The organism is Pseudonocardia tropica (genome assembly GCF_040105315.1).
Classification (GTDB): Bacteria; Actinomycetota; Actinomycetes; order Mycobacteriales; family Pseudonocardiaceae; genus Pseudonocardia; species Pseudonocardia alni.
Genome location: NZ_JBEDNP010000001.1, coordinates 534,677 through 557,915 on the forward strand (window position 1 = coordinate 534,677; position 23,239 = coordinate 557,915).

Consider the following 23,239-nt stretch of genomic DNA (forward strand, 5'->3'; position numbering starts at 1 on the left):
CCGCTACCGGGGAGAGGTCGCCCCGTTCCAGTCCACGAGCTGGACGACGACGCCGTTGGGGTCGCGGACCTGGAAGGCCCGCTCGCCCCACTCCTCGGTGGTCAGCGGCATGGTGATGGCGACCCCTTCGGCGACGAGACGCGACAGCTCGCTCTCCAGGTCGTCGACGGTGAACGCGAGGATCTGGCCGGCCGCGTGAGTGTCACGCTGGTCGTCCGGGAGCGTCTCCAGGCCGCGCCGCAGGTAGATCACGTTCATGCCGACGTCGTCGCGGGTGAGTGAGGCGAACCCGTCCGCCGACATGGCGACCTCGAACCCGAAGTGCTCGGTCAGGAAGGCGCGTGACGCCGCGACGTCCTCGACGTTCAGTGCGACGGCGGAGGCGGTGATGTGCATGGGACTCCTCAACTCTGTACGGCGTACATCGTACAGCGTACGCGAATAGATGGGGGAGAATCACCCCGTGGCTCCCACGCGAACGAACGCCGGCGACCCGGACCGGACGCTCGCCCTGCTCTGGCGCGACCCCGAGGCCGTCCCGCGACGCGGACCCCGGCAGTCGCTCTCGCTGGACCGGGTCGTGGAGGCGGCCGTCGTCCTGGCCGACCGGGAGGGTCTGTCCGCCCTCAGCATGCGGAAGGTCGCCGATGCCCTCGGCGTCTCGACGATGACGACCTACACCTACGTGCCGGGCAAGGCGGAGCTGCTGGACCTGATGCTCGACGCGGCCTACCGGGGGATGCCGATGCCCGCCCTCGCCGGCCTGCCCTGGCGTGGCCGCCTCACCTCGGTCGCCGACGGCAACCGGGCGTTCCACCGGGCGCACCCGTGGGCGGCGGCCGTCTCCACGCACCGGCCGTCGCTCGGGCCCGGCCAGATGGCGAAGTACGAGTACGAGCTGCACGCCTTCGACGGCCTGGGGCTGTCGGACCTGGACCGGGACAGCGCGCTGTCGCACCTGCTGGCCTTCGTCCGGCAGCACGCCCTCGCGGAGCAGGAGGCGGGAGAGGCCACCCTGTCGTCGTCCCAGACCGACGAGCAGTGGTGGGCGGTCAACGCGCCACTGCTCGGGCGTGTGTTGGACCCGGACGTCTTCCCGCTGGCGGTGCGGGTCGGCGCTGCGGTGGGCGCGGCGCACGGGAGCGCCTGGGACGCGGACCGGGCGTGGGAGTTCGGCCTCGCGCGGACCCTGGACGGCTTCGCGGGGCTCGTCGGGACGTAGTTCCGTCCCGAACACGACGAAGGCCCAGGTCCGCCGGACCTGGGCCTTCCTGTTGTCGGGGTGACAGGATTTGAACCTGCGACCTCTTCGTCCCGAACGAAGCGCGCTACCAAGCTGCGCCACACCCCGATGGGCACTCGAGTCTCCTCGTGAGCCGTGGAGAACTCTACCCGATGCCCTCCGACGCCTGCGCGGGGGTTCCCGTCCGCGCATCGGGGCCGGTGGTGCGGGGGACGAGCGTCAGCAGTGAGGCCTCCGGTGGGCACGCGAACCGCACCGGCGCGTACGGCGAGGTGCCCAGCCCGGCCGACACGTGCAGCCGCATCCGGCTGCCCCAGCGGCTCGCTCCGCGGGCCCGGGACCGGTCGATCCCGCAGTTGGTGACGAGTGCGCCGTAGCCGGGCAGCCGCAGCTGGCCGCCGTGGGTGTGCCCGGCGAGGACCAGGTCGTAGCCGTCGGCGGCGAAGCCGTCGAGCACCCGCGGCTCGGGGGAGTGGGTCAGCCCGATGCGCAGGTCGGCGTCGGCGTCGTGGCCGGCGATGCGCGGGTAGCGGTCCAGGTTGAGGTGCGGGTCGTCGACGCCCGCGATCCGGACCGTGCGGCCGTCGACCTCGAGCACGTGCCGGGCGTGGGTGGCGTCGACCCAGCCGTGCTCGCGGAACGCGGCGCGCAGGTCGGTCCAGGGCAGGTCCGCCCCGTGCACCCGCTTCGTGTCGCCGCGGCGCAGGTAGCGGGCCGGGTTCTTCGGGGTGGGGCCGTAGTAGTCGTTGCTGCCGAACACGAAGGCGCCCGGGCGCTCCAGGAGCCGCCCGAGCGCGGTCAGCACGCCGGGCACCGCGTCGGGGTGCGCCAGGTTGTCCCCGGTGTCGATCACCAGGTGTGGGTCGAGCTCGTCCAGCGCGGCGATCCAGCGGATCTTGCTGCGCTGGCCCGGCGTGAGGTGGAAGTCCGACAGGTGCAGGATCCGCAGCGGCCGCGCACCCTCGTCGAGGACGGGCAGCTCGACCCGGCGCAGCGTCCAGTGCCGCCGCTCGATCCCCGCCGCGTACCCGATGCCTGAGGCCCCGAGCAGGGCGGCTCCGGCGGCGGTCCGTGCGAGGGTCCCGGCGATACTCACGCGATCCAGCGTACGTCGCGGGACTATCGTGGCGACCCGTGAGCACCCTCAAGGAGCAGCTGCGGGCCGACCTGACCACCGCGATGAAGGCCAGGGACGAGCTGGTCCGGACGACCCTGCGATCCGTCCTGACCTCGATCGGCAACGCCGAGGTGGCCGGTGACACCGCCCGGGAGCTCTCCGACGACGAGGTCCGCGCGGTCATCACCAAGGAGACCAAGCGGCGCGCCGAGTCCGCCCAGGCCTTCGCCGACGGCGGCCGCCCCGAGTCCGCGGACCGTGAGCGCGCCGAGGGCGAGGTCCTCGCCCGGTACCTGCCGACCCAGCTCGACGACGACGAGGTGGCAGCCCTGGCGACCGCCGCCGTCGCCGAGGTGGAGGCCGAGACCGGGGAGAAGCCCGGCATGAGGCAGATGGGCCAGGTCATGAAGAAGGCGAACGCCGCCGCGGAGGGCCGGGCCGAGGGTGGCCGCGTCGCCGCCGCGGTGAAGAAGGCCCTCGCCGCGGGCTGACCGCACCCACCGACGACGACGGGCCCCGCACCGGATCATCCGGAGCGGGGCCCGTCGTCGTCACCGGTCTCAGGTCGTCGGGGTCTTGCGCGTCCGCGTCCCGGTCGACTTCGTCGGCGTGGTCTTGGCCGCGGTGCTGCGGGTGGTCGTCTTCTTCGCCGCGGCGGTGCTCTTCGACGCCGCGGGCTTGCGGGTCGTCGTCTTCTTCGCCGGGGCCTTCGCCCGCCGCTCGGCGAGCAGCTCGGACGCCCGCTCGTCGGTGATCTCCTCGACCGAGTCGCCCTTGCGCAGGCTGGCGTTGGTCTCGCCGTCGGTGACGTAGGGGCCGAACCGGCCGTCCTTGATCACCATCTTCTTCTGGGTCGAGGCGTCCTCGCCCAGCTCACGCAGCGGCGGCGCCGCGGCGGCCCGGCCCCGCTGCTTGGGCTGCTTGTAGATCTCCAGGGCCTCGGAGAGGGTGACCGTGAAGAGCTGCTCCTCGCCCGAGAGCGACCGCGAGTCCGTGCCCTTCTTCAGGTACGGGCCGTAGCGCCCGTTCTGTGCGGTGATCTCGTCGCCGGAGTCCGGGTCCGTGCCGACGATCCGGGGCAGCGACAGCAGCCGCAGCGCGTCCTCGAGGGTGATGGTGTCGACCGTCATCGACTTGAACAGCGAGCCGGTGCGGGGCTTCGGCTTGGCCGGCTTCTTCTTGGCGCCCTCGGGCACCTCCGGCTCGGGCAGGAGCTCGGTGACGTAGGGGCCGAAGCGGCCCTCCTTCGCCACGATCTCGTGTCCGGTGACCGGGTCGGTGCCCAGCTTGCGGCCCTCCTGCGGCACCGAGAACAGCTTCTCGGCGATCTCCTCGGACAGCTCGTCCGGGGCCAGGTCGTCGGGCAGGTTCGCGCGCTGGGACTCGCCGTCGACGATCCGCTCCAGGTACGGGCCGTAGCGCCCCACCCGGACGACGACGTCGTTGCCCGCCGCGTCGGCGAACATCGGGATCGAGTTCACCGTGCGGGCGTCGATCTCCTCCAGGTTCGACCCCACGAGTTTCTTCAGCCCACCGGCCCGGGCGATCTCCGAGCCGCTGCTCGCGCCGTCGGTGCCGAAGTAGAACCCGGACAGCCAGTGCACGCGGGAGTCGTCACCGGAGGCGATCGAGTCGAGGTCGTCCTCCATGGCGGCGGTGAAGTCGTAGTCGACGAGCTGGCCGAAGTGCTGCTCCATCAGCCCGACGACGGCGAACGCCACCCACGACGGGACGAGCGCGGAGCCCTTCTTCCAGACGTAGCCGCGGTCGAGGATCGTCTTGATCGTCGACGCGTACGTCGACGGCCGTCCGATCCCCATCTCCTCCATCGCCTTGACCAGCGCGGGCTCGGTGAACCGCGACGGCGGGCTGGTCGAGTGCCCGTCGGGCACCAGCTCGGTCGCGGTGAGCCCTTGGCCCCGGGTGAGCTCGGGCAGCCGGGACTCGGCGTCGTCGGCCTGGTCCGCGGAGCCGTCGTCGACGGTCTCGACGTAGGCCTTCAGGAAGCCCGGGAACGTGATCGTGCGACCGGACGCGCCGAACACGACGTTCTCGCCGGTGCCGGCGGTCCCGGCGATCCGGATGCTGACCGTGGTGCCGCGGGCGTCGTTCATCTGCGACGCGATCGTGCGCTGCCAGATGAGCTCGTAGAGCCGGAAGTCGTCGCCGTCGACCTCGCGGGCGATCGCACCGGGGGTGCGGAAGCTCTCCCCGGCGGGGCGGATCGCCTCGTGGGCCTCCTGGGCGTTCTTCACCTTGCGCGTGTACTGGCGCGGCGAGTCCGCGACGTAGGCGTCGCCGTACAGCTCACGGGCCTGCGAGCGGGCGGCCTCGATCGCCGTCGCCGACAGCGTCGTCGAGTCCGTACGCATGTAGGTGATGTAGCCGTTCTCGTACAGACGCTGCGCGCTGCGCATCGTGCGCTCGGAGGAGAACCGCAGCTTGCGGCCGGCCTCCTGCTGCAGCGTCGAGGTCATGAACGGCGGGTACGGCTTGCGCGTGTAGGGCTTGGAGTCGACCGACGCGACCTCCATCGGGCGGTCCTGCAGCCCCTCGGCGAGGCGGCGCGCCTCGGCCTCGTTCAGGGTGACGACCTCCGCGGAGCCCTTCTTCAGCTGCCCGAGCGAGTCGAAGTCGCGGCCGGTGGCGACGCGCTTGTCGTCGACCTGCAGCAGCCGTGCGCCGAACGAGCGCGGGGTGGCCTTCTCCCCGGCGTCGAGGGTCGCGGCGATGTCCCAGTACTCCGCGGAGCGGAACGCGATGCGGTCCCGCTCGCGCTGCACGATCAGCCGGGTCGCGACCGACTGGACGCGGCCCGCCGACAGCTTCGGCATGACCTTCTTCCACAGCACGGGGGAGACCTCGTAGCCGTAGAGGCGGTCCAGGATGCGGCGGGTCTCCTGCGCGTCGACGAGGTGCTGGTCGAGCTCGCGGGTGTTCTCCGCGGCCGCGCGGATCGCCGACTCGGTGATCTCGTGGAAGACCATCCGCCGGACCGGGACCTTCGGCTGGAGGGTCTCCAGCAGGTGCCAGGCGATGGCCTCGCCCTCGCGGTCGGGGTCCGTCGCGAGCAGGAGCTCGTCGACGGTCTTGAGCGCCTCGCGCAGCTCGGAGACGGTGCTGCGCTTCTCCGGGGTGACGACGTAGAGCGGGCTGAACTGGTTGTCGACGTCGACGCCGAGGCGCGCCCAGGACTCACCCTTGTACTTGGCGGGGACGTCCGCGGCGCCGCGCGGGAGGTCGCGGATGTGGCCGACCGAGGACTCGACGACGTAGTCGTTGCCCAGGTAGGGCTGGATCTTCTTCGCCTTGCTCGGGGACTCGACGATCACCAGGCGGCGCGTCGGGCGGCCGGATGCGTTCGCCGTCGAGGTCGGCTTGCGCGTGCTGCCCCCCGACGTGCGTGCCGAACCCGTCGATCCCGTTGTCGCTGCTGCCACGTGGTCCTACCTCATCTCCTCGGCTGCGTCGCGGCCCCTGCGACGTCGTAGCCGTTTCCCGACCTCGCACTGTTACACCGTGCGGTCCCGGAGCGTGCCGGGACGGTTGCGCTGAGCGTCTTCTTCGGGGTCGACGATCGCACGATCTCACACCGTCGTCGCTCCGTGTCGTGGCTCGTGCCACTCGGAGCGGGCGAGCCGCCAGCGTAGACCCGGCCGTGGTTCGGCAGGTCAGGCGGCCGGTCGGCCGTGGTGCCGGGGCCACTCGGTCGGGTTCGTCATCCGCGGCGCGGGGCCCACCAGTTCCACCAGTCGGGCCAGTCGGCGCGCTCCGTGCAGGCGTAACGCCGGGCCGGGCGCGCCGTGTTCCCCCGGGGCGAGCCGGGCCGGGGGCAGGCCGGCCCGGGTGGCGGCGGCGATCAGCGGGCCGTGTGTCCACGGAGCCTGCGGGTCGAGCAGCAGCAGGTGCCCGCCCCGCAGGTCGGGAGTGCCCGCGGAGAGCGCCCACAGCCGGAGCGTGGCGCCGTCGAGCTGGAAGTCCCGCGGGATCTGCTTGCGACCGTCCGGCGTGCACCAGGCGCGGGCCAGCGGGACCAGGTCGCGCCGGAACGCGCTGCGCATCCCGGACGCGCCGGGGGCGAGGGTGACGCCGCGGGCCGCCGCCAGCGCGGCCAGCGCGGTCTCGCGCCCCTCGATCGGCAGCGGGACGTCGAACCGGGCCGTGTCACCGGCGCCGAACCGCTCGATCCGCCCGGGCCCGCAGAGCAGCCCGGCCAGGTCGGTCAGCCCCGCCGGCCGGGCCTCCGCGGAGAACAGCGACATCTGCGGCACCCGCGCAGCATAGAACGCATGTTCGAGCTTGCCCAGCAGGGAGCGCCGGACGGGTGACGCGGCGGGTCAGGCGGGACCGTTGATCTTCTTGAGGGCGACGCACTTCGGCGCGGTCGCGAACGCCTTGTCCAGCCGCGGGGTGGGTCCGATCTTGTCCAGGCCCTGGGCGCCGGAGATCGTCCGCAGCTTCTGCTGGGCGCCGTCGAGCTTGCCCTTGAAGCCCTGGACGTCGTTCGGGTCGATCGCGTCGACGTCCTTCTTGGCCTGGGCGATCGTCGTGCCGGACCGGTCGAGCATGTCGCGGACCGCGCTCGCCCACGCGTCGCCGCCGGCCACCGGGGACTCGCCGGCCGCGGTCAGCTGCTTCTTGCCGGTGTCGATGCCGGTCGCGACCTTGCCGAGGTACTCCGACAGGCGCGTCTTGATGCCGGCGAGGTCGGCGCCGTCGTAGTTCGGCGGGGTGTTGAGCGGCTGGTAGTAGGCCAGGGTCGCGCCGCAGACCTTGTCGCCCCAGGCGACCGGGTCGGCGCCGACCCCCGAGGTCGGCCGCGGGGCCGGGTCCGCCGCGGGGGTGCCGGCCACGCTCGACGCGCAACCGCCGGCCAGGAGCACGGCGAGCAGGGTGGGGAGCAGGACCCGGGCGGTTCGCGCCGGGCGGGGGGTGGCCATCGTCGGGCTCCAGGGTCGGGGCCCGTCGGGGCCCGGGGCACGGACAGTGGTCGACGGTAGGACGCCGTCGCCGGTCAGCTGCTTCCACCCTCTCCGATTGGCCCTTTCGGACTAGCTGCAGGTGCGCCGGGCGGCGGTGTCGCGCGGGCCTGCTCCGCCGAGCGGGTGAGATCCGTGCAGGTCGACGAGGCCCGGAACGCCGAGGCGATCGCCGGGTTGCCGGTGACCTCGTCGAGCGGTCCAGTGGTGCCGCCGAGGCGGGCGAGCGGCTCCAGCGCGGCGGGCAGGTCGCGCTGCACCGCGGCCGGGTCGGCCGGGTCGATGGCGTCGACCCGCGAGCGCGCCCCGGAGAACGCCGAGCGGATCTCGCCGAGCCCGCCCTGGAGCCGTGCGGAGAGGGCCTCGCCGTGGTCGACGGGGGCCGGGCCGAGCCGGTCCAGGTCGCCCAGTGCGCCGTCGGCGGCCTGGGTGGTGCGGGTCAGGTAGTCCGAGAGGGCCCGCAGCCGCTGTGCGGGGTCCGGGGTCTCCCCGGGGGTGTCCACGGCGGTGCGGACGAAGGGCAGCACGGCCGCGCACATCGACTCGGTCCACTGCTCGACGGTCGGCCCGGAGGGGCCGCAGCCCGCCAGCAGGACGGCCGGGGCGACGAGGAGTCCGGCGAGACCTCGCGATGTCCGCATCGCTCCTCCGTCGGGGTGATCACTGCCGTCCGGCGGAGGGTATCCGAATCGTCCCGCGACGCAGGACGGCCGCCCGTCCCGATGGGACGAGCGGCCGCCGTGGTCCTGCGAGGTGTCGACTAGCCGACCGAGCTCTCGGCCGGGGCGTCGGTGATCGCCGAGGTGCGGCGCTTCGAGACCACCACCGCGGCCGCGATGATCACCACCGCGACGATCGCGATGACGATCCGGATCACCGGGTTGGCGTCCGGGGTGGACAGCACCACGACCGCCGGGGCGATCAGCACCGAGACCAGGTTCATGACCTTGATCAGCGGGTTGATCGCGGGGCCCGCGGTGTCCTTGAACGGGTCTCCGACGGTGTCGCCGATGATCGTCGCCTCGTGGGCGTCGGAGCCCTTGCCGCCGTGGTTGCCGTCCTCGACGAGCTTCTTGGCGTTGTCCCAGGCGCCGCCCGAGTTGGCCAGGAAGATCGCCATCAGGACACCGGTCGCGATGGCACCGGCCAGGTAGCCGGCCAGCGGCCCGACGCCGAGACCGAACCCGACCGCGATCGGGGCGAAGATGGCGAGCAGGCCGGGGGTGGCCAGCTCGCGCAGCGAGTCCCGGGTGCAGATGTCGACGACGCGGCCGTACTCCGGGCGCTCGGTGCGGTCCATGATCCCGGGGTGCTCGCGGAACTGGCGGCGCACCTCGTAGACGACGGCGCCCGCGGCGCGGGTCACCGCGTTGACCGCGAGGCCGGAGAACATGAAGACCACCGAGGCGCCGATGATCACGCCGACCAGGGTGTTCGGGCTGAACACCTCGTAGGCGAAGGCGGTCCCGGCGTCCTGTGCGGCGATGTCCACCCCGGCGAGCGCCTGGCTGATCGCGTCGCGGTAGGAGCCGAACAGCGCCGTCGCCGCGAGCACCGCGGTGGCGATCGCGATGCCCTTGGTGATCGCCTTGGTGGTGTTCCCGACCGCGTCGAGCTCGGTGAGGATGTCGACGCCCTCGCCCTCGACGTCGCCGGACATCTCCGCGATGCCCTGGGCGTTGTCCGAGACCGGGCCGAAGGTGTCCATCGCGACGATGACGCCCACCGTGGTCAGCAGGCCGGTACCGGCCAGCGCGACCGCGAACAGCGACACGACGATCGAGCCGGACAGCAGGAACGCGCCGTAGACGGCCGCCGAGATGACGAGCGCGGTGTAGACGGCGGACTCGAAGCCGATCGAGATGCCGGACAGGATCACGGTGGCCGCACCGGTCAACGACGACTCGCCGACGTCCTTGACCGGACGGTCCTCGGTGCCGGTGTAGTAGCCGGTCAGCTTCAGGATGACCGCGGCGAGCACGATGCCGATGACCACGGCGACCGAGGCGATCAGACGCGGGTCGCCGGTGAGCCCGACGACGCTGCCGTCGGTCGGGTCGATCAGCTCGCCGAAGGTGCCCGGGAGGTAGACGTAGGCGGCGACGATCGACAGCACCCCGGCGAACAGGGCCGAGAGGTAGAAGCTGCGGTTGATCGCGCGCAGGGTGTTCTCCCCGGCGCGGGCCTTGGTCAGGTAGACGCCGAGGATCGCGGTGATCACGCCGATCGCCGGGACGATCAGCGGGAACAGCAAGCCCTGCAGGCCGAACGCCGCGGTGCCGAGGATCAGCGCGGCGACCAGGGTCACCGCGTAGGACTCGAACAGGTCGGCGGCCATGCCGGCGCAGTCGCCGACGTTGTCGCCCACGTTGTCGGCGATGGTGGCCGCGTTGCGGGGGTCGTCCTCGGGGATGCCCTGCTCGACCTTGCCGACGAGGTCGGCGCCGACGTCGGCGGCCTTGGTGAAGATGCCGCCGCCGACCCGCATGAACATCGCGAGCAGTGCCGCGCCGAAGCCGAAGCCCTCCAGGACGCGGGGCGCCTGGCCGGCGTAGACGAGCACGACGAGCGAGGCGCCGAACAGGCCGAGGCCGACGGTGAACATGCCGACGACGCCGCCGGTGCGGAACGCGATGCGGGTCGCCTTCTCCCGGCCGCCCGGCTCGCGCGAGGCCGCGGCGACGCGGATGTTCGCGCGCGTCGCGAGCCACATGCCCAGGTAGCCGATGGCGGCGGAGAACGCGGCTCCGAACACGAAGGCGATCGATCGGCCGATGCGTTCGAAGTTGTCCTCGGCGGGGAGCGCGAGGAGCAGGAACACGACGACGACGGCGAAGATCAGCAGTGTGCGGAACTGGCGGTTGAGGTACGCCGCGGCGCCCTCCTGGACCGCGCGGCCGATCTCCCTCATGTTGGGGGTGCCCTCGTCGTAGGAGAGCACCTCCCGCATCAGGAGACCGCCGACGACCAGGGCGACGAGGGCGACCACCGCGACCACGCCGACGATGGCGAGGTTCCCGCCGCCGAGCTCGAGGCCCTGGGCGAGGTAGGTGGGCTGGGACATCCGTGTCCTCCCGGTGGAAAGGATCCGGCCGGCGAGGTCTCCGGCGGCCGGGACGGGTCACTGTGGCTCGACCCGTCCGAGCGGCGACGGCCTCGTCGGCGTCGACTGGGCCCGGGCGGCGTCCACCGGTGACCGGGCTGGTGCAGTCTAGGAGTGTGGTGCACCCCTCAGTGCGATTGGGATCACAAGACGTAACGAACTGACAAAAGTGATCAATCCCACACGATGTTGTGACGCAATCCGGGAACCTGCAGATCAACTGCGGTGCAACGACTTCGGTGATCCGCCCGGCCGGGGGCCGCCGGCCAGGGGCCGCCACCGGGAGCGGCGTCGGATCGTTCGAACATCTGTGCCATCGTGGTCGGTCGTGGGAGCGACGGCGGAGAGCACGCAGGGCCCGGACGGGGCGCAGCGCGGGGTGGAGCTGCTGCGCCGCGTGCTGGTGGGCTCGGGACTCGACCCGGCCCGTGCCGACACCACGTGGACGTCCGGTGCCGACGACACGGTCACGCCGGGAGCGGGACCGGGAGCCTCGCAGGCGCCGGGCGCCGGGGTGTTCGCCGCGCAGGACGGCTTCGACGGTCCTGACGGTCTCCGCGGTTCGGACCGTTCTCGTGATTCCCGCGGCTCCGTCGATTCCCGCGGCTCTGCCGGTTCCCGCCGCTCTGTCGACTCCCACGGGTGTGCCGACTCCTCCGACGGCTCTCACGGCTCCGTCGGCTCCGGCGGCGACGACGGGGTCGGCGCCGTCGACGACCCGTTGCGCCACGTCGTGCGGATCCCGGCGCGGGCCGGCAACCCGGTCGACTGGCCGGGCTGGACGCCCGAGCCGCTGCGCACGGCCTGGGCGGACCGCGGTGTGACCCGCCCGTGGGCGCACCAGGCGCACGGTGCGGAACTGGTGCACTCCGGCGCCGACGTCGTCGTCGCGACGGGGACGGCGTCGGGGAAGTCGATGGTCTACCAGCTGCCGGTCCTCGCCGGACTGGCCGAGGACCCGCGGGCCACGGCGCTGTACCTCGCCCCGACCAAGGCACTCGCCGCCGACCAGCTGCGGTCCCTCGACGGGCTCGCCCCGGACGGGGTCCGGCCCGCCGCGTTCGACGGCGACACCCCCCTGGACCAGCGCGACTGGGTCCGCAGGCACTGCCGGTGGGTCTTCTCCAACCCGGACATGCTGCACCGGTCGATCCTTCCCCGGCACGGACGCTGGACGACCTTCCTCCGCCGGCTGCGCTACGTCGTGGTCGACGAGTGCCACACCTACCGCGGGGTGTTCGGCTCGCACGTGGCGCTGCTGCTGCGCCGGCTGCTGCGCCTCGCCGCGCGCTACGGCGCGCGCCCCGTGATCGTGCTCGCCTCGGCGACGGTGGCCCGCCCGGAGGAGTTCGCGTCCCGGCTGACCGGACGCGACGTCGTCGCCGTCACCGAGGACGGGTCCCCGCACGCCGGGCGCACCGTCGCGTTCTGGGAGCCGCCGCTGCTCGCCGAGATCACCGGGGAGAACGGGGCGCCGGTCCGCCGCTCCGCCGGGGCCGAGGTCGCCCGGATGCTCGCCGACCTCGTCCTGACCGACGCCCGCACGCTGGCGTTCGTCCGGTCCCGGCGGGCCGCCGAGCTCACCGCGCTCGGTGCGAAGCGCCAGGTCGCCGAGATCGCTCCGGAGCTCGCCGCGCGGGTGGCCGCCTACCGTGGCGGCTACCTGCCCGAGGAGCGCCGCGCGCTGGAGGCCGACCTGATGTCGGGCGAGCTGCTCGGGGTCGCGACCACCAACGCGCTGGAACTCGGCGTCGACATCTCCGGGCTCGACGCGGTGGTGCAGGCCGGGTTCCCGGGCACCCGCGCGTCGTTCTGGCAGCAGGCCGGGCGCGCCGGACGCGCCGCCGACGAGGCGCTCGTCGTGCTCGTCGCCCGCGACGACCCGCTCGACACCTACCTCGTGCACCACCCGCGCTCGCTGATCGGGGCGCCGGTGGAGAGCTGCGTGCTCAACCCGGTCAACCCGTACGTGCTCGCGCCGCAGCTGGCGTGCGCGGCCGCGGAGATGCCGCTGACCACGGTCGACGTCGAGGAGATCTTCGGGGGAGCCCCCGCGGTGGAGGTCCTTGACGCACTGGTCGACGAGGGTGTGCTGCGCCGACGACCGCACGGCTGGTTCTGGCCCGACACCGGCGACGCACCCGCCGCGCACGTCGACATCCGGGGCTCCGGGCTCGGACAGGTCGCCGTGGTGGAGGCGGCCACCGGGCGGATGCTCGGCACCGTCGACGGCGGCTCGGCACCGGGCACGATCCACTCCGGTGCGGTGTACCTGCACCGCGGCGACAGCTTCGTCGTCGACGAGCTGGACCTCGACGACGGGGTCGCCCTCGTCCACGCCGAGGACCCGGACTGGCGCACCGAGGCCCAGTCGGTCTCCGACGTCACCGTGCTCGAGGTGCTGGAGCACCGCCGGTACGGACCGGTGCAGGTCTCCTTCGGTGCGACCACGGTGACCAGCCAGGTCGTGGCCTACCGGCGACGCACCTCGGACGGGACGGTGCTCGACCGGACGGCGCTGGACCTGCCGCCGCAGAGCCTGGACACCCGCTCGGTCTGGTACACGGTCGACCCCGACGCGCTCGCCGACGCCGGCATCGACGAGGCACGTCTCCCCGGCGCACTGCACGCCGCCGAGCACGCGGCGATCGGTCTGCTCCCGCTGTTCGCGATCTGCGACCGCTGGGACATCGGTGGCCTGTCCACCGCGCTGCACCCCGACACCGGGCTCCCGACGGTGTTCGTGCACGACGGGCACCCCGGCGGCGCGGGCCTGGCCGAACGCGGCCACGAGGTGCTGGGGCGGTGGCTGGCGGCGACCCGCGCCGCGGTCCGGGACTGCGAGTGCCGCACGGGCTGCCCGTCCTGCGTGCAGTCCCCGAAGTGCGGCAACGGCAACAACCCGCTGGACAAGACGGGAGCGGTGCAGGTGCTGGACCTGGTCCTCGCCGCGCTGGAACGCGGTGCCCCGACCGGTTCGCGGTGAGCGCGGAACCGGACGGGGTACCACCGGCCCGCCCGTCGGGGGCGGGGGCGGACCGGTGGCAACCACGTGCGACGACATCGGACGGGGGCGCCAGGGGCGCTCCGACGTCGTCGCTGTCTGGGGAGCGTGGTCTTCGTGGCGGGGGCGGACCGGACCCTGCCCGTCCCTGCGACTCCCAGTAGGCCCGAGTGTCGCGAAGGTGACCAGACGTGGGCCGCGCGACGTCGGTGATCGGTCAGGCCCCCACGACGAAACGCGGTTGTGCTGGGACGTTCGTCGTAAGCAATCGTGATGACGGCGTGTTCCGGGGTTCGCCGTCCGTTCATCCGGGGGCGTGGACCGCTCACCGAGATCATGATCACGTCCGGGGGCGTTCACGACGGCTCCGCGGTGGGGTCGGAACCGTCCACGGGCCCGCTCGCCGGGGGCGGTCCGGTGTCCACGGGAGCCGGGCCTGCGCGCGCCCTCGCCCGCGCGGGACCGCGCAGCGGGAGCAGCCCCGACCAGGCGACCCGGGTCTCGACCAGGGCGTCCCAGCCGTCGAGGCGGCAGGTCAGGAGCTCGGCGCCGTTGCGGGCGGCCAGGTCGGCGGCACGGGCGCAGGCGGCGGCGGTGCCGTCCACCGACCCGCCGGCGGCCGCGAGCGCGGACAGGTCAGCGGCGGCGGAGGCGACGTGCCGGGCGCGGGTGGCGGCGGCCAGGTCGACGCCGACGATGCCGACGAGCAGCAGCACCGCCGCCGCCGTGGCGGCCCAGACCGAGGCGACGCCCGCGTCGTCTCCTCGGCGCGGAGGGACCGGGCGGCTCACGACGCGCCGCCGGGACGGGCCGACCCGGCTGTGACGCCGGGTCGGGCCTCGACCCCGGACCGGGCCGCGCCGGTCGTGACGCCGGGTTCGACGGCGGCGGAGGCGGTGCCGCTGATCGTGACCGGGAGCAGCTCGACCGGCCGGACCCGCACCGTCACGACGACGAGATCGCCGTCGAGACGCAGCTCGGGCTCCGCCCCGGCCGGGGCCAGCTGCGCGGCCACGGCCCGGCCCCGGTCGGTGTCGCCGCGTGCGGCCTGGCGGGCGAGCTCGCGGGCGGCGTCGGTGCAGCGGACCCCGGCCGCCACCGCGGCGACGGCTCCGACCGCCGCCGCGGTGACCGCGACCAGGGTGCCGAGCGCCAGCGCCGCCTCGACGGTGACCGCGCCGCCGTCGTCCGCCGGGGAACCCGCCGGGCCGTTCGTGGTGCCGATCGCACCTCGGCCGGTGGTACGGCCGCCACCGCGGCCGCGGCTGGTGCGGTGGGGGTCAGAGCGTCGTGGACAGCGCACGTTGCACGATCCCGGTGAGGGCGGCGAGGACGTCGCCGCCGCTGACGATCGCGTAGAGGAGCGCGGCGAACGCCGCAGCCGCGACGGTGCCGACGGCGTACTCGACGGTGGACATGCCGTCGTCGTCGGAGGCGAGTGCGCGCAGCCGGCGGTGCAGCAGGGAACGGGTGGGGGTCATCGGTGTCTCCTTCGTCGGGGGCCCGCGGGGTGCGGACCCGGTCGCCGCGCGGCGGTGCTCACCACCGCGCGAACGCCTCCCCGGCCAGCCCGATCACGACCGGCACGATGCCGAGGACCAGGAAGGCGGGCAGGAAGCAGAGCCCCAGCGGGGCGGTGATGCGGACCGCGGCGCGCTGCGCCCGCTCCTCTGCGAGGTCCGCCAGACCGGCGCGCAGCCGGGCCGCCTCCGCCGCCGCGGAGCGTCCGAGGGCGGCACCGGTACGGGCCGACCGGCCCGCCGCGCGGGCGAACCCGGCGAGCTCGGGGACCGGTCCGGCGGCGGCCCAGGCGTCGTCGGGGTCGGCGCCCAGGGCGAGGAGGCCCGCGACCCGGCGCAACGCCTCCCCGGCCGGGCCGTCGAGCCGCCGGGCCGCGGCTCCGACGGCGTCCGCGACGGCGAGACCGGCGGCCAGACACGTCGCCAGGAGGTCCCAGGCGGCGGCCAGGTCCGAGGAGTCCACCAGCGCGGCCGGCCCGCGGGCCGCCCGCCGGGCGAGCCACAGCATCCCGCCGCCCGTCGCCGCTCCGACGACCGCGCCGCCCGCCCCGCCGAGTGCTCCGCCGAGCGCGGCCCCGGCGGGGACCAGCACCGCGAGGACCGCGGTGCGGGGCGGCGCCGCGGCCGCAGCCGTGCCGACGACGGCACGCAGCCCGCGCAGCCGTCCCGGCCCGGGACGCCCGCCGCCGACGGCCAGTGCGAGCGCGGCGAGCCCGAGCGCGACCGCCGTCACGTCGGCACCGCCGCACGCAGGATCCGGTCGGCCCACGCCGCCCCGGCGACCGTGAGGACGACCCCGGTCAGCAGCAGCGCCGGCCCGTGCAGGCCGGTGCGCAGCACGGTCAGCGGCGCGATGCCCATCAGCTGCCCGAGACCGATCCCGGCCAACGGCAATCCGGTCAGCACCGACGCCGTCGCCCGGGGCCCGGCGAGCTGGGCCCGCACCCGGGCGCCGTGCGCGATCCGCCAGCGGATGTCGTCGAGCAGACCGGTGAGCAGGTCGGCGAGCGGAGCACCGTGGGTGTCGGCGAGCTCCCAGGCCGAGGCGACCCGTTCGACGTCGCGCCGGGCGGGGCCCCGCGCCGTTCTGCGCAGGGCCTCCGGTACCGGCTCACCGATCCGCGCGGCGACCGCGGCCGGCTCGAGCAGCGCGCGGGCGAGTGGCCCGTCGTGCACGTTCCCGGCCAGCGCGGCCGCCGGGTGCGCGCCGGTGCGCAGCTCGTCGGTGATCCGGGCGAGCGCATCGGCGAGCTCCGCCGCCGTCGACCCGGCCCGTTCCGCGGCGCGGCGTGCGGCGACCCGGCGCCGCACCCCCCAGGCCACCCCCGCCGCGCACACCGCACCGGCGGGGCCCAGGAGCAGCCACCCCAGCGGCGCGGCGAGCAGCGGCAACGGCGGAGCGAGCCGCCGGGCTGTCGGGAGGCCGGTGCCGGTACCGGTCAGTGCCCGCCACCGGGAACGGCCCGGCGCCGCGGGCAGTGTCAGCACCGCCAGCGCGAGCAGGGTGGGGACCGCCACGCCCTGCGGCGTCCCGGGCAGTGCGGTCAGCACGGCACACCGACCCCGCGCTCGCGCAGCAGCGTGGCGAGCTCGTCGCGGCCCGGTCCGGCTCCGCTGCCGCGGCTCCAGGCGGCGGTGACGCGGGGGGTGCCGTCGTCGGAGCGGCCCAGCACGCCGATCTCGTCGAGCGTCCGGCCGGCGCCGGGGCGGCGTCGCATGTGCAGTACGACCTGGACGGCGGCGGCCAGCTGCCCGTCGAGCGCGGCGGGGGACATCCCGCCGAGCCCGGCCAGCGCGCGCATCCGGGCCGGGATCTCACGGACCGAGTTGGCGTGCACGGTGCAGCCGCCGCCGTCGTGACCGGTGTTCATCGCGGCCAGCAGGTCGCACACCTCGGTCCCTCGTCGTCGAGGTCACCACACGAGGAGTGATCGGCATCCCCGTCGGCCTGGGCGCCCTGGCCGTCGAGGTCACCCGCCGTGGTCGGGAACAGGTCCGCGCCGCCGGGCAGCTCGCCCTCGATGCGCAGTGCGGGGGAGAGGCTGTCGTCCAGCACGGTGACCCGTACTCCCAACAGCCCGAGCACCTCGCGCTGCTCGGTCGGGCTCATCCCGGGCAGCCGGTCCGCCGCGCGCTCTGCCAGGCGCCCGATGGCCGTCGCTCGCTCCTCCGCAGCGTGCGCGTCGGCCCGCACCGCCTCCAGGCGCTCGCGGTCAGCAGTCAGCTGGGCGAGCTCGCCCTCGATGCCCTCGACCGCTGCGCGCAGCAGTTCCGGGTCCAGCCCGGCCTTGAGCGCGTCGGTGGTGGCGCGGACTCGGGCCTGCTGCAGCTCGGCGATCTGCCGGTCCAGCCGCCCGAGCCGGTCGGTCTCGCCCGCCGCCGCGTCGACCCGCACCCCCAGGTACTCGTCGGCCATCGCCAGCAGCCGTGCCGGGTCGGCCAGCAACGCGCACACCTCGGTCCAGACCCGGTCCTCCAGCGCGGTCGCGTCCAGCCGCGGGCAGTCGCAGCGCTCGGAGCCGTCGGACTGCCACTTCGCGCGGTTGCAGCGGTACTGGCGCAGGTCGCGGTCGCGCCGGTACACCCCGCCGAGCCGCCCCCGGCCGCACGCCGACACCGCGCCGGTCAGCGGATAGATCTTCGCGGGCGCCTTGTCGCCGTAGGCCCGTCGCGCCAGTGCCGCCTGCAGCGCCTCGAACCGCTCCTCGGCGACCAGCGGCTCCAGCTGCACCATGACGGTCTCGCCGAACTTCGGGGTGCCGTCGCGCCGGACCCGGGTGCGATGGTCGCCGCGCCCGGTCGGCTTGCCCCAGAAGACCCGACCGAGCAGTGCCTGGGCCGACAGGACCCGGCGCAGGTTCTGGTGGGTCCACCGGCCGCCGTCGCCGTCGCGCCCGCCACGCCCGTGGGTGCCGCCGCGGGTGCGGTAGCCCAGGCTGTTCAGCCGCTCGCACGCCTGGCCGGTCGTCAGGCCCTCCTCGACGATCGCGTCGACGGCGCACAGCAGCATCTCGGCCTCGGCCTCGTCCAGCGCGACCTGGGCCAGCGGCTTGCGCCCGTCCGACTCCGGCCAGACCAGGCGGTAGCCGTAGGGCGGGGTGCCGCCGGGCCACCCTCCGGCCAAGGCGCGGGCACGCTGGCCCTTCGCCATCTTCGCGACCAGCGCGCGCTTGTCGTGCGAGGAGACGACCGCCTTGATGCCGCGGGTCAGCAGCTGGGAGTGGTTCTCCGGGTCGTACAACGTCGCGTCGGCGTGCACGGCGATCTCGGCCCGGTCCAGCCGGTGGAAGATCTGTGCGAACACCAGCTCGTCGCGGGCCACCCGGTCCAGGTCGATCGCGACCACGACGTCCAGCCGCCCGGCCTCGCAGTCGGCCAGCAACCGCATCATCTCCGGGCGCGCCTCCAGCTGCTCGCCGGAGATGCCGGGGTCGACGTACTCGCCCGCGACCTGCCAGCCCTCCCGGGCACAGACCTCGTGGTTGCGCCGTAGCTGGTCCGGGATCGAGGTGCGGTCCTCGCCGACCTGGTTGCGGGTGGAGACGCGGGCGTACAGCCCGGCGCGCAGGTTCGCGGTGTTCACTGGTTCTCCTCGCGGGTCCGGCCCATCAGGGCGGCCAGCACCTCGATTGACAGGTCGTCGATCGACGGGTCGGTCAGCTGCATCTCGTCGGCGGTGTCGAGCAGGTACTGGGCTCGCTCGGGCGACAGGCGGGCGGCGTGCTCGCGGATCCGGCCGACGGCCTCGGCCAGCAGGGCCCGGTCGGTCGCCGGGCGGCTCACGCCCGCCCCCGGTGCAAGCGGTGCTGGGCGACGAACCGAGCCAGGGCCCGCGCGGTCCGCGGGGCGGCCGGGATGCACGTCGGGCAGGTGGTGACGCAGACCTGGCCGACGGTGGTCTCGACGGTGACCACCCGCAGGTCCTCGTGCTGGCCGCCGCAGCTCTCGCACAGGTGCCCGACGGGGCACCCCTGGCCGCGCAGCGCCCAGGCGGCCTCCAGCTCGTTCTCGGCGTACTCGCGGGCGTAGTCGCGCGCCTCCCGCGCCTCGGCGGGTGACATCGGTCCGCCCTGGGTGTTCTCGGCCCAGGCGTCGGCGAACGCCTGCCGGTAGATCTTGCGAACTTCGAGCATTTCCCCGATTCCATTCTTACCTCGTTGGTAAGACAATCGAATCAGGACGGAATCCACTCGACAATTATCGCGGGTTCCCCGTGGTGCGTGGATCCCCAATTCGGGTAACCGGTCCTTCCACAGTTCTGATGATCTACGCCGTTCGCCGTAGCGCCAGCGACCTGGTAGGCGATGAACGGGTCATGCTGATGACTGTGATCGTGGCAGCGGCCGTTGACTCGGGAGTGCCTACGTCTGCAGCACAGGCGATCTCTGCGGTGACTACGGGAGCGGCTCTCGGCGCCTCTGGCTCGTCGGCCTGGTTGGTCTGGCGCGGAAATCGTGATCGTCGTGAGACGAATCGGGAGTTGATCCTCGCTGCGACTGATCGCGGCGAGGTAGAGCAGCTTTACCTGGCGCTAATCCGAGGGGCGGAAGCTCGCAGTAATCGGGCCTTCATGGCAAGCTTGGTCGCCGGTATCGGCGCTGCGGCGGCAATCATCGGCGGCGCGGCGGCGGGGCTTCTGTTCGGGATGCCCGACGTTGGCATCTTCACGACCGTCACAGGTGCGGTGCCCGCCTCGATTTCGATCTTGCTTGGCCGCGCGTCCACTACCGCGAATCGTGATGTGAAGGAGTACTTCCAGCAGCTTGCGGAGAGTCGAGAGAGGGACCGCGAGGTGGATCGCGCAATTCGCTTGCGGTCGACCGAGATCGACAACGATGACTACTACCGGAACGAGCAGGATGAGGAGGAGCGGCAGCTCGAACTGGAAGGACGGTCGGGTCTCGCAGACGACGTCGAACGCGGCCACCCGTGGAACTCGGGGGCGAGACGCGACGGCAACCGGGTCACCAACAACTACTACTACGGCCACGCGACCGCCGATGGTGATGATGTCGACGAGGAGATTCTGCGTGACCGCTGAGAGGGTGGGGCGCCGTGCGGGTTCCGGCGCCCCCGACGGATCAGCTGGCCTGCCGGTGCCGGATGGCGGCCGACAGCGGGGCGTCCCCGATCCGGTAGCCCGGGTCGCGCTGGCCGAGCAGCTGCCGGACCTTGCCCCGCCCGATGTCGGTCGGGATCCCGAGCCGGTCCAGGTGCTGGGCGACCGCGACCACCCGGTCCTGCACCTGCGCGACCACGCCGCGGGCCTCCGGGTCCATCGGGTCGTCCCCGAGTTCCTGGTCGGGCTCCGCGGGCGCCCGGCTGTCGAGGAACCACTGCGGCGGCGGCCCGAGCCGGTCGTCGGTCTGCTTGCCCGCCATCACCGCCTGGAGCATCGCGACTCGTCGCTGTGCGTCGGCCAGCAGCACCTCGGTGCGGGGAATCCGCCGCTCGGTGTCGCGCAGCTCGTGCTCCGTCCGAGCGCGATCCTTGTCCGAGGCTGGACCGCCGTAGTCCCCGTCGGTCTTCGACAGGCGCTTGGTCAGGCGACGGACCGCGGCGCGCTGGCTGTTCAGGCGGTGATCCAGCTCGTGGACCGACAGCTCCTCGGAGGTCAGCTCCTCCGAGACCGGGAGGTACTGCATAGCGGTCTGGCGGACCATGGTCCGGCGGTCCAGCTCGACCACGGGGCGGGGGCGCGGTCCCAGCTTGAAGTACAGGGGCATGTCGTTCTCCTCAGTGGACCGGTCGGAACGGGGAGACCACGGACGGGCCGTAGATGGTCCGGGATCGGCCCTGGCGGTCCAGCTCGATCACCTCGTCGGCCCGGCCGGACCGCTCCAGCTCGACGACCTGGTCCGTAGCGTCGAGGACGTCGCGCTCCAGGGTCGAGACGTCCCCGCCGTCGAAGTCGGTCTGGGCGCGGTGCAGCTCGTGGCGCAGGGTGCGCAGGCGGTCCCGGGCGGCCAGCCCGCGGGTCAGCGACAGGGTGCTGGGGGTCAGCGGCTGGCCGTACTGTGCGGCACCCGTCGACTCCAGGGCCTCCTGGGCGAGCCGACGCCCCGCCGCCTCCTCGGCGCTCTCCGCGGCGTCTCCGGGCTCGTACAGGGTCGTGGTGGGGTACTGGTTCTCCCAGGCGGCCAGCAGCTGCGCCGTCCGGGCGTCGTGCTCGTTGGTCATCTCGGTCTCCATTCGATTTACCCGCGCGGTAACCCGAGCGGGGGACTCCGATCCCTCGGGAAACCCGAGGTCGTGTGCAGAGGCTCTGCGGGTCTGCAGAGGCCCCACGAGCAGCTCCGTCGCAGGTCGGACGGGGTGCAGAGGCTGCAGAGGCTCGGCCCGCACGATCTGCCGGCAACCGCCCGGACCCCTCTGCGGGGCGTCCGCGGGTCGGGCCTGCAGAGGCTCTGCAGGCCGCAGGGGTCCGCACCTGGTCACGAGCCGCGCTCCAGGTTGCGATGCGCGAAGCACCGGTCACACCAGCACCAGTCCGACAGCTCGACGTGGTGCAGGCGGCGGCAGACGTGCGCGACGGTCGCGCCGAACTCCCGCAGCATCCCGGCCTCGCCGGTGTAGGCGATGGCCTCCTCGATCTGGACGAGGCGCCCGGTGCAGCCGCGGGGACGCAGCGTCCCCAACTCCAGATCGCCGGGCCAGTTGCGCCAGGTCCGGTACGGCTGGCCGTCGGCGAACAGCATCATCGGATAGCCGCTCGCGACGAGCCAGGAGCCGTTCATCCGGACGAAGACCAGCTCGCGCTTGGTCGGCCACCCACCGACGGGGTAGTGGTCGGGCCTGCGGGGCATCAGGCGGCCCGCCTCGGGCCGGACCGGTCGAACTCCTCCAGCAGCGCCCGCGCCCGGACCGCCCCCACACCGAGCTCGGACCGAACTGCTCGGCCCGACGGTCGCGAACCGGTCCGGTCCGCCAGCGCACGCACCCGGTCCAGGTCGGACTGGTCCACCGGTCCCGGGTTGGGCTGGACCGGGGTGGTCCGGGGTCGGACCGAGGTGGTCTCCCGGACCGGTGCGGCTACGGGTCGGACCGGGGTGGTCCCGCGCAGGACCAGGGCCGCGACCTCGATCGAGACCGCCAGCGCGACCGGCGGCCAGGCCGCGACGAGCCGGGCCTCCACCGTCGGCTGCGCGGCGGCGACGTTCGCGGCCAGCGACGCGACGATCCCGAGCACCAGCCCGAACCACGGCACCCACCCGACGGGGCGGCGCACCCGGCGCCGGTCGACGATCGCCAGCGTCGAGGCCAGCAGCATCCCGTCGACCGACAGCGGCACCAGGGCGGCCCGCCACCCCTCACCGGACCGCTCGGCCAGCTCGTAGATGTGGGCGTAGGAGACGACGGCGGCGACGAGCGCGACCAGCGCGACGCTCGCCACGGTCGCCCCTCGGACCAGGCGGGTCATCGCTTGCCCTCCAGGTGCTTCACGCAGTAGTCCGAGCCGTGGACGGCACGACCGCGACACCGGAACCTGCGGGACTTCGCGGGGCGCACCTCCATGGCGCACCGGCGCGTCGACCGGCCGCGCATCCCGGCGGCCAGGCGGCGCTCGTCGATGATCTGGGCGTCCAGCTCGCGGCTATCCGCGACGGCCCAGCGCTCACCAGCAGTGGTCGTCATCGTGTCCTTCCTCGGTCGAGGGGCGACTGGCTACGAGGGCGCCGACCCCGAGGACGAGCAGCGCCACGACCGCGACCAGGACGGCCAGCACCAGTACCGCGGTCGCGACGCCCACCCCGACCAGCGCCAGGCCCACCCACGCACCCGTGCTGTGCGGCACCGGGACGGCGATGGCCCGTCCTGGTGTCTCCCGTCCCCGGGGAGCGACTCGCGTCCCCCACCCGGCCCCGAGTGCCGGCCCCGCGCTCACGACGCGTCCGGGGGCGGCGGGACCACGGGCTTCGGACCCAGCAGGGGCTTGGTGTGCCGCACCGCGTCCTGCTCGTTCATCCGCTCGGTCAGGATCGACCGCATCAGCGTGCGCAGCGGCAACCCGCGCCGGTCCGCCTCCGCCTGCAGCCGCTCCCGCAGCGACGGCTTCAGTCCCAGCTGGATCAGCTCCGTCGGCTCGTTCACGGACGGTTCCACAGCCGGTGCGCCCCGAGGATCAGCGCGGCCGAAACCCCGAGCAGCCCGGTCGCCGGGACCAGCGCGAACAGCAGCCCGGCCAGCGCCAGCAGGCAGGCCGCCGGGCCGAGTCCCAACGGCCGGGCCATCGCGATCTCGCGATTCTGTTCCATCATTTCCCCTCCCAATGC

The 23,239-nt window shown here is 73.8% G+C and carries 28 protein-coding genes and 1 tRNA gene; 4 read left to right on the top strand and 25 right to left on the bottom strand.

Annotated features, from left to right (window positions below; translation table 11 throughout):
* Positions 1–3: 3 nt before the first annotated feature.
* Complete coding sequence (locus tag WHI96_RS02660) at positions 4–396, bottom strand: VOC family protein (protein ID WP_345641183.1); 393 nt, start codon at positions 394–396, stop codon at positions 4–6.
* A 67-nt stretch (positions 397–463) separates the two neighbouring features.
* On the opposite strand from WHI96_RS02660, the gene WHI96_RS02665 reads away from it, so the two are divergent.
* Positions 464–1,222, top strand: coding sequence for a TetR/AcrR family transcriptional regulator (locus WHI96_RS02665; protein WP_345641186.1), 759 nt, complete (start codon positions 464–466; stop codon positions 1,220–1,222).
* 55 nt (positions 1,223–1,277) lie between these two features.
* Here WHI96_RS02665 and WHI96_RS02670 read toward each other — a convergent pair.
* Both WHI96_RS02670 and WHI96_RS02675 read right to left on the bottom strand, forming a co-directional pair.
* Positions 1,278–1,351: transfer RNA gene (locus WHI96_RS02670), tRNA-Pro, on the bottom strand.
* 37 nt (positions 1,352–1,388) lie between these two features.
* Positions 1,389–2,339 carry a metallophosphoesterase gene (locus WHI96_RS02675; protein WP_226364720.1) on the bottom strand — a complete coding sequence of 317 codons (951 nt, stop codon included), beginning with the start codon at positions 2,337–2,339 and terminating at the stop codon, positions 1,389–1,391.
* Between the two features lie 38 nt (positions 2,340–2,377).
* On the opposite strand from WHI96_RS02675, the gene WHI96_RS02680 reads away from it, so the two are divergent.
* Positions 2,378–2,851 (top strand): GatB/YqeY domain-containing protein, encoded by a 474-nt coding sequence (locus WHI96_RS02680; protein ID WP_345641192.1) that lies wholly within the window; start codon positions 2,378–2,380, stop codon positions 2,849–2,851.
* Positions 2,852–2,920: 69 nt separating this feature from the next.
* Here the strand turns inward: WHI96_RS02680 and topA are convergent, their stop codons facing one another.
* The 5 genes from topA to WHI96_RS02705 all read right to left on the bottom strand — a co-directional run bounded on the left by topA (position 2,921) and on the right by WHI96_RS02705 (position 10,403).
* Positions 2,921–5,692: a type I DNA topoisomerase gene (gene topA / locus WHI96_RS02685; RefSeq protein WP_425571519.1), complete on the bottom strand. Its 2,772-nt coding sequence runs from the start codon at positions 5,690–5,692 to the stop codon at positions 2,921–2,923.
* A 339-nt stretch (positions 5,693–6,031) separates the two neighbouring features.
* Complete coding sequence (locus WHI96_RS02690; RefSeq protein WP_345641512.1) at positions 6,032–6,622, bottom strand: hypothetical protein; 591 nt, start codon at positions 6,620–6,622, stop codon at positions 6,032–6,034.
* Between the two features lie 75 nt (positions 6,623–6,697).
* Positions 6,698–7,300 carry a hypothetical protein gene (locus tag WHI96_RS02695; RefSeq protein WP_345641198.1) on the bottom strand — a complete coding sequence of 201 codons (603 nt, stop codon included), beginning with the start codon at positions 7,298–7,300 and terminating at the stop codon, positions 6,698–6,700.
* A gap of 74 nt (positions 7,301–7,374) precedes the next feature.
* Positions 7,375–7,980 (bottom strand): hypothetical protein, encoded by a 606-nt coding sequence (locus tag WHI96_RS02700; RefSeq protein ID WP_345641201.1) that lies wholly within the window; start codon positions 7,978–7,980, stop codon positions 7,375–7,377.
* A 119-nt stretch (positions 7,981–8,099) separates the two neighbouring features.
* Positions 8,100–10,403, bottom strand: a complete 2,304-nt coding sequence (locus WHI96_RS02705) for a sodium-translocating pyrophosphatase (protein WP_345641204.1) — start codon at positions 10,401–10,403, stop codon at positions 8,100–8,102.
* Between the two features lie 367 nt (positions 10,404–10,770).
* Between WHI96_RS02705 and WHI96_RS02710 the strand changes: the two genes are divergently transcribed.
* Positions 10,771–13,428: a DEAD/DEAH box helicase gene (locus WHI96_RS02710; RefSeq protein WP_345641207.1), complete on the top strand. Its 2,658-nt coding sequence runs from the start codon at positions 10,771–10,773 to the stop codon at positions 13,426–13,428.
* A gap of 374 nt (positions 13,429–13,802) precedes the next feature.
* Here the strand turns inward: WHI96_RS02710 and WHI96_RS02715 are convergent, their stop codons facing one another.
* From WHI96_RS02715 to WHI96_RS02755, 9 genes are read right to left on the bottom strand one after another with little or no spacing between them, the layout of a single operon-like run.
* Positions 13,803–14,237, bottom strand: coding sequence for an Rv3654c family TadE-like protein (locus tag WHI96_RS02715; RefSeq protein ID WP_345641210.1), 435 nt, complete (start codon positions 14,235–14,237; stop codon positions 13,803–13,805).
* Positions 14,234–14,749, bottom strand: coding sequence for a TadE family type IV pilus minor pilin (locus tag WHI96_RS02720; protein WP_345641213.1), 516 nt, complete (start codon positions 14,747–14,749; stop codon positions 14,234–14,236). Before WHI96_RS02720 ends, WHI96_RS02715 begins: the two co-directional genes overlap by 4 nt.
* Positions 14,727–14,927 (bottom strand): DUF4244 domain-containing protein, encoded by a 201-nt coding sequence (locus WHI96_RS02725; RefSeq protein WP_149663265.1) that lies wholly within the window; start codon positions 14,925–14,927, stop codon positions 14,727–14,729. The genes WHI96_RS02720 and WHI96_RS02725 overlap by 23 nt, the downstream gene beginning before the upstream one ends.
* Positions 14,928–14,985: 58 nt before the next feature.
* Positions 14,986–15,699, bottom strand: coding sequence for a type II secretion system F family protein (locus WHI96_RS02730; protein ID WP_345641223.1), 714 nt, complete (start codon positions 15,697–15,699; stop codon positions 14,986–14,988).
* Positions 15,696–16,517, bottom strand: coding sequence for a type II secretion system F family protein (locus tag WHI96_RS02735; protein WP_345641226.1), 822 nt, complete (start codon positions 16,515–16,517; stop codon positions 15,696–15,698). The genes WHI96_RS02730 and WHI96_RS02735 overlap by 4 nt, the downstream gene beginning before the upstream one ends.
* Positions 16,511–16,858: an ATPase, T2SS/T4P/T4SS family gene (locus WHI96_RS02740; protein ID WP_345641229.1), complete on the bottom strand. Its 348-nt coding sequence runs from the start codon at positions 16,856–16,858 to the stop codon at positions 16,511–16,513. Before WHI96_RS02740 ends, WHI96_RS02735 begins: the two co-directional genes overlap by 7 nt.
* A complete protein-coding gene (locus tag WHI96_RS02745) occupies positions 16,834–18,549 on the bottom strand; it encodes a recombinase family protein (RefSeq protein WP_345641232.1) in 1,716 nt (571 codons plus the stop codon). Before WHI96_RS02745 ends, WHI96_RS02740 begins: the two co-directional genes overlap by 25 nt.
* Positions 18,546–18,749, bottom strand: coding sequence for a hypothetical protein (locus WHI96_RS02750; RefSeq protein ID WP_345641235.1), 204 nt, complete (start codon positions 18,747–18,749; stop codon positions 18,546–18,548). Before WHI96_RS02750 ends, WHI96_RS02745 begins: the two co-directional genes overlap by 4 nt.
* The gene (locus WHI96_RS02755; protein ID WP_345641238.1) at positions 18,746–19,099 is read right to left on the bottom strand and encodes a hypothetical protein; all 354 of its coding nucleotides are present in this window, start codon (positions 19,097–19,099) and stop codon (positions 18,746–18,748) included. The genes WHI96_RS02750 and WHI96_RS02755 overlap by 4 nt, the downstream gene beginning before the upstream one ends.
* Before the next feature lie 128 nt (positions 19,100–19,227).
* Between WHI96_RS02755 and WHI96_RS02760 the strand changes: the two genes are divergently transcribed.
* Positions 19,228–20,007 carry a hypothetical protein gene (locus WHI96_RS02760; protein ID WP_345641241.1) on the top strand — a complete coding sequence of 260 codons (780 nt, stop codon included), beginning with the start codon at positions 19,228–19,230 and terminating at the stop codon, positions 20,005–20,007.
* 40 nt (positions 20,008–20,047) lie between these two features.
* Here the strand turns inward: WHI96_RS02760 and WHI96_RS02765 are convergent, their stop codons facing one another.
* The 8 genes from WHI96_RS02765 to WHI96_RS02800 all read right to left on the bottom strand — a co-directional run bounded on the left by WHI96_RS02765 (position 20,048) and on the right by WHI96_RS02800 (position 23,224).
* Positions 20,048–20,692, bottom strand: a complete 645-nt coding sequence (locus tag WHI96_RS02765) for a hypothetical protein (protein ID WP_345641244.1) — start codon at positions 20,690–20,692, stop codon at positions 20,048–20,050.
* A 10-nt stretch (positions 20,693–20,702) separates the two neighbouring features.
* A complete protein-coding gene (locus tag WHI96_RS02770) occupies positions 20,703–21,146 on the bottom strand; it encodes a hypothetical protein (protein ID WP_345641247.1) in 444 nt (147 codons plus the stop codon).
* Positions 21,147–21,400: 254 nt separating this feature from the next.
* Entirely contained in the window at positions 21,401–21,772 is a 372-nt protein-coding gene (locus WHI96_RS02775; RefSeq protein ID WP_345641250.1) for a hypothetical protein, read from the bottom strand.
* Entirely contained in the window at positions 21,772–22,386 is a 615-nt protein-coding gene (locus WHI96_RS02780) for a DUF2637 domain-containing protein (RefSeq protein WP_345641253.1), read from the bottom strand. The genes WHI96_RS02775 and WHI96_RS02780 overlap by 1 nt, the downstream gene beginning before the upstream one ends.
* Positions 22,383–22,601, bottom strand: a complete 219-nt coding sequence (locus tag WHI96_RS02785; protein WP_345641256.1) for a hypothetical protein — start codon at positions 22,599–22,601, stop codon at positions 22,383–22,385. The genes WHI96_RS02780 and WHI96_RS02785 overlap by 4 nt, the downstream gene beginning before the upstream one ends.
* Complete coding sequence (locus tag WHI96_RS02790) at positions 22,582–22,761, bottom strand: hypothetical protein (RefSeq protein ID WP_345641259.1); 180 nt, start codon at positions 22,759–22,761, stop codon at positions 22,582–22,584. Before WHI96_RS02790 ends, WHI96_RS02785 begins: the two co-directional genes overlap by 20 nt.
* A gap of 86 nt (positions 22,762–22,847) precedes the next feature.
* Positions 22,848–23,057 carry a hypothetical protein gene (locus WHI96_RS02795; RefSeq protein WP_345641262.1) on the bottom strand — a complete coding sequence of 70 codons (210 nt, stop codon included), beginning with the start codon at positions 23,055–23,057 and terminating at the stop codon, positions 22,848–22,850.
* The gene (locus WHI96_RS02800) at positions 23,054–23,224 is read right to left on the bottom strand and encodes a hypothetical protein (RefSeq protein ID WP_345641265.1); all 171 of its coding nucleotides are present in this window, start codon (positions 23,222–23,224) and stop codon (positions 23,054–23,056) included. Before WHI96_RS02800 ends, WHI96_RS02795 begins: the two co-directional genes overlap by 4 nt.
* Positions 23,225–23,239: the final 15 nt, after the last annotated feature.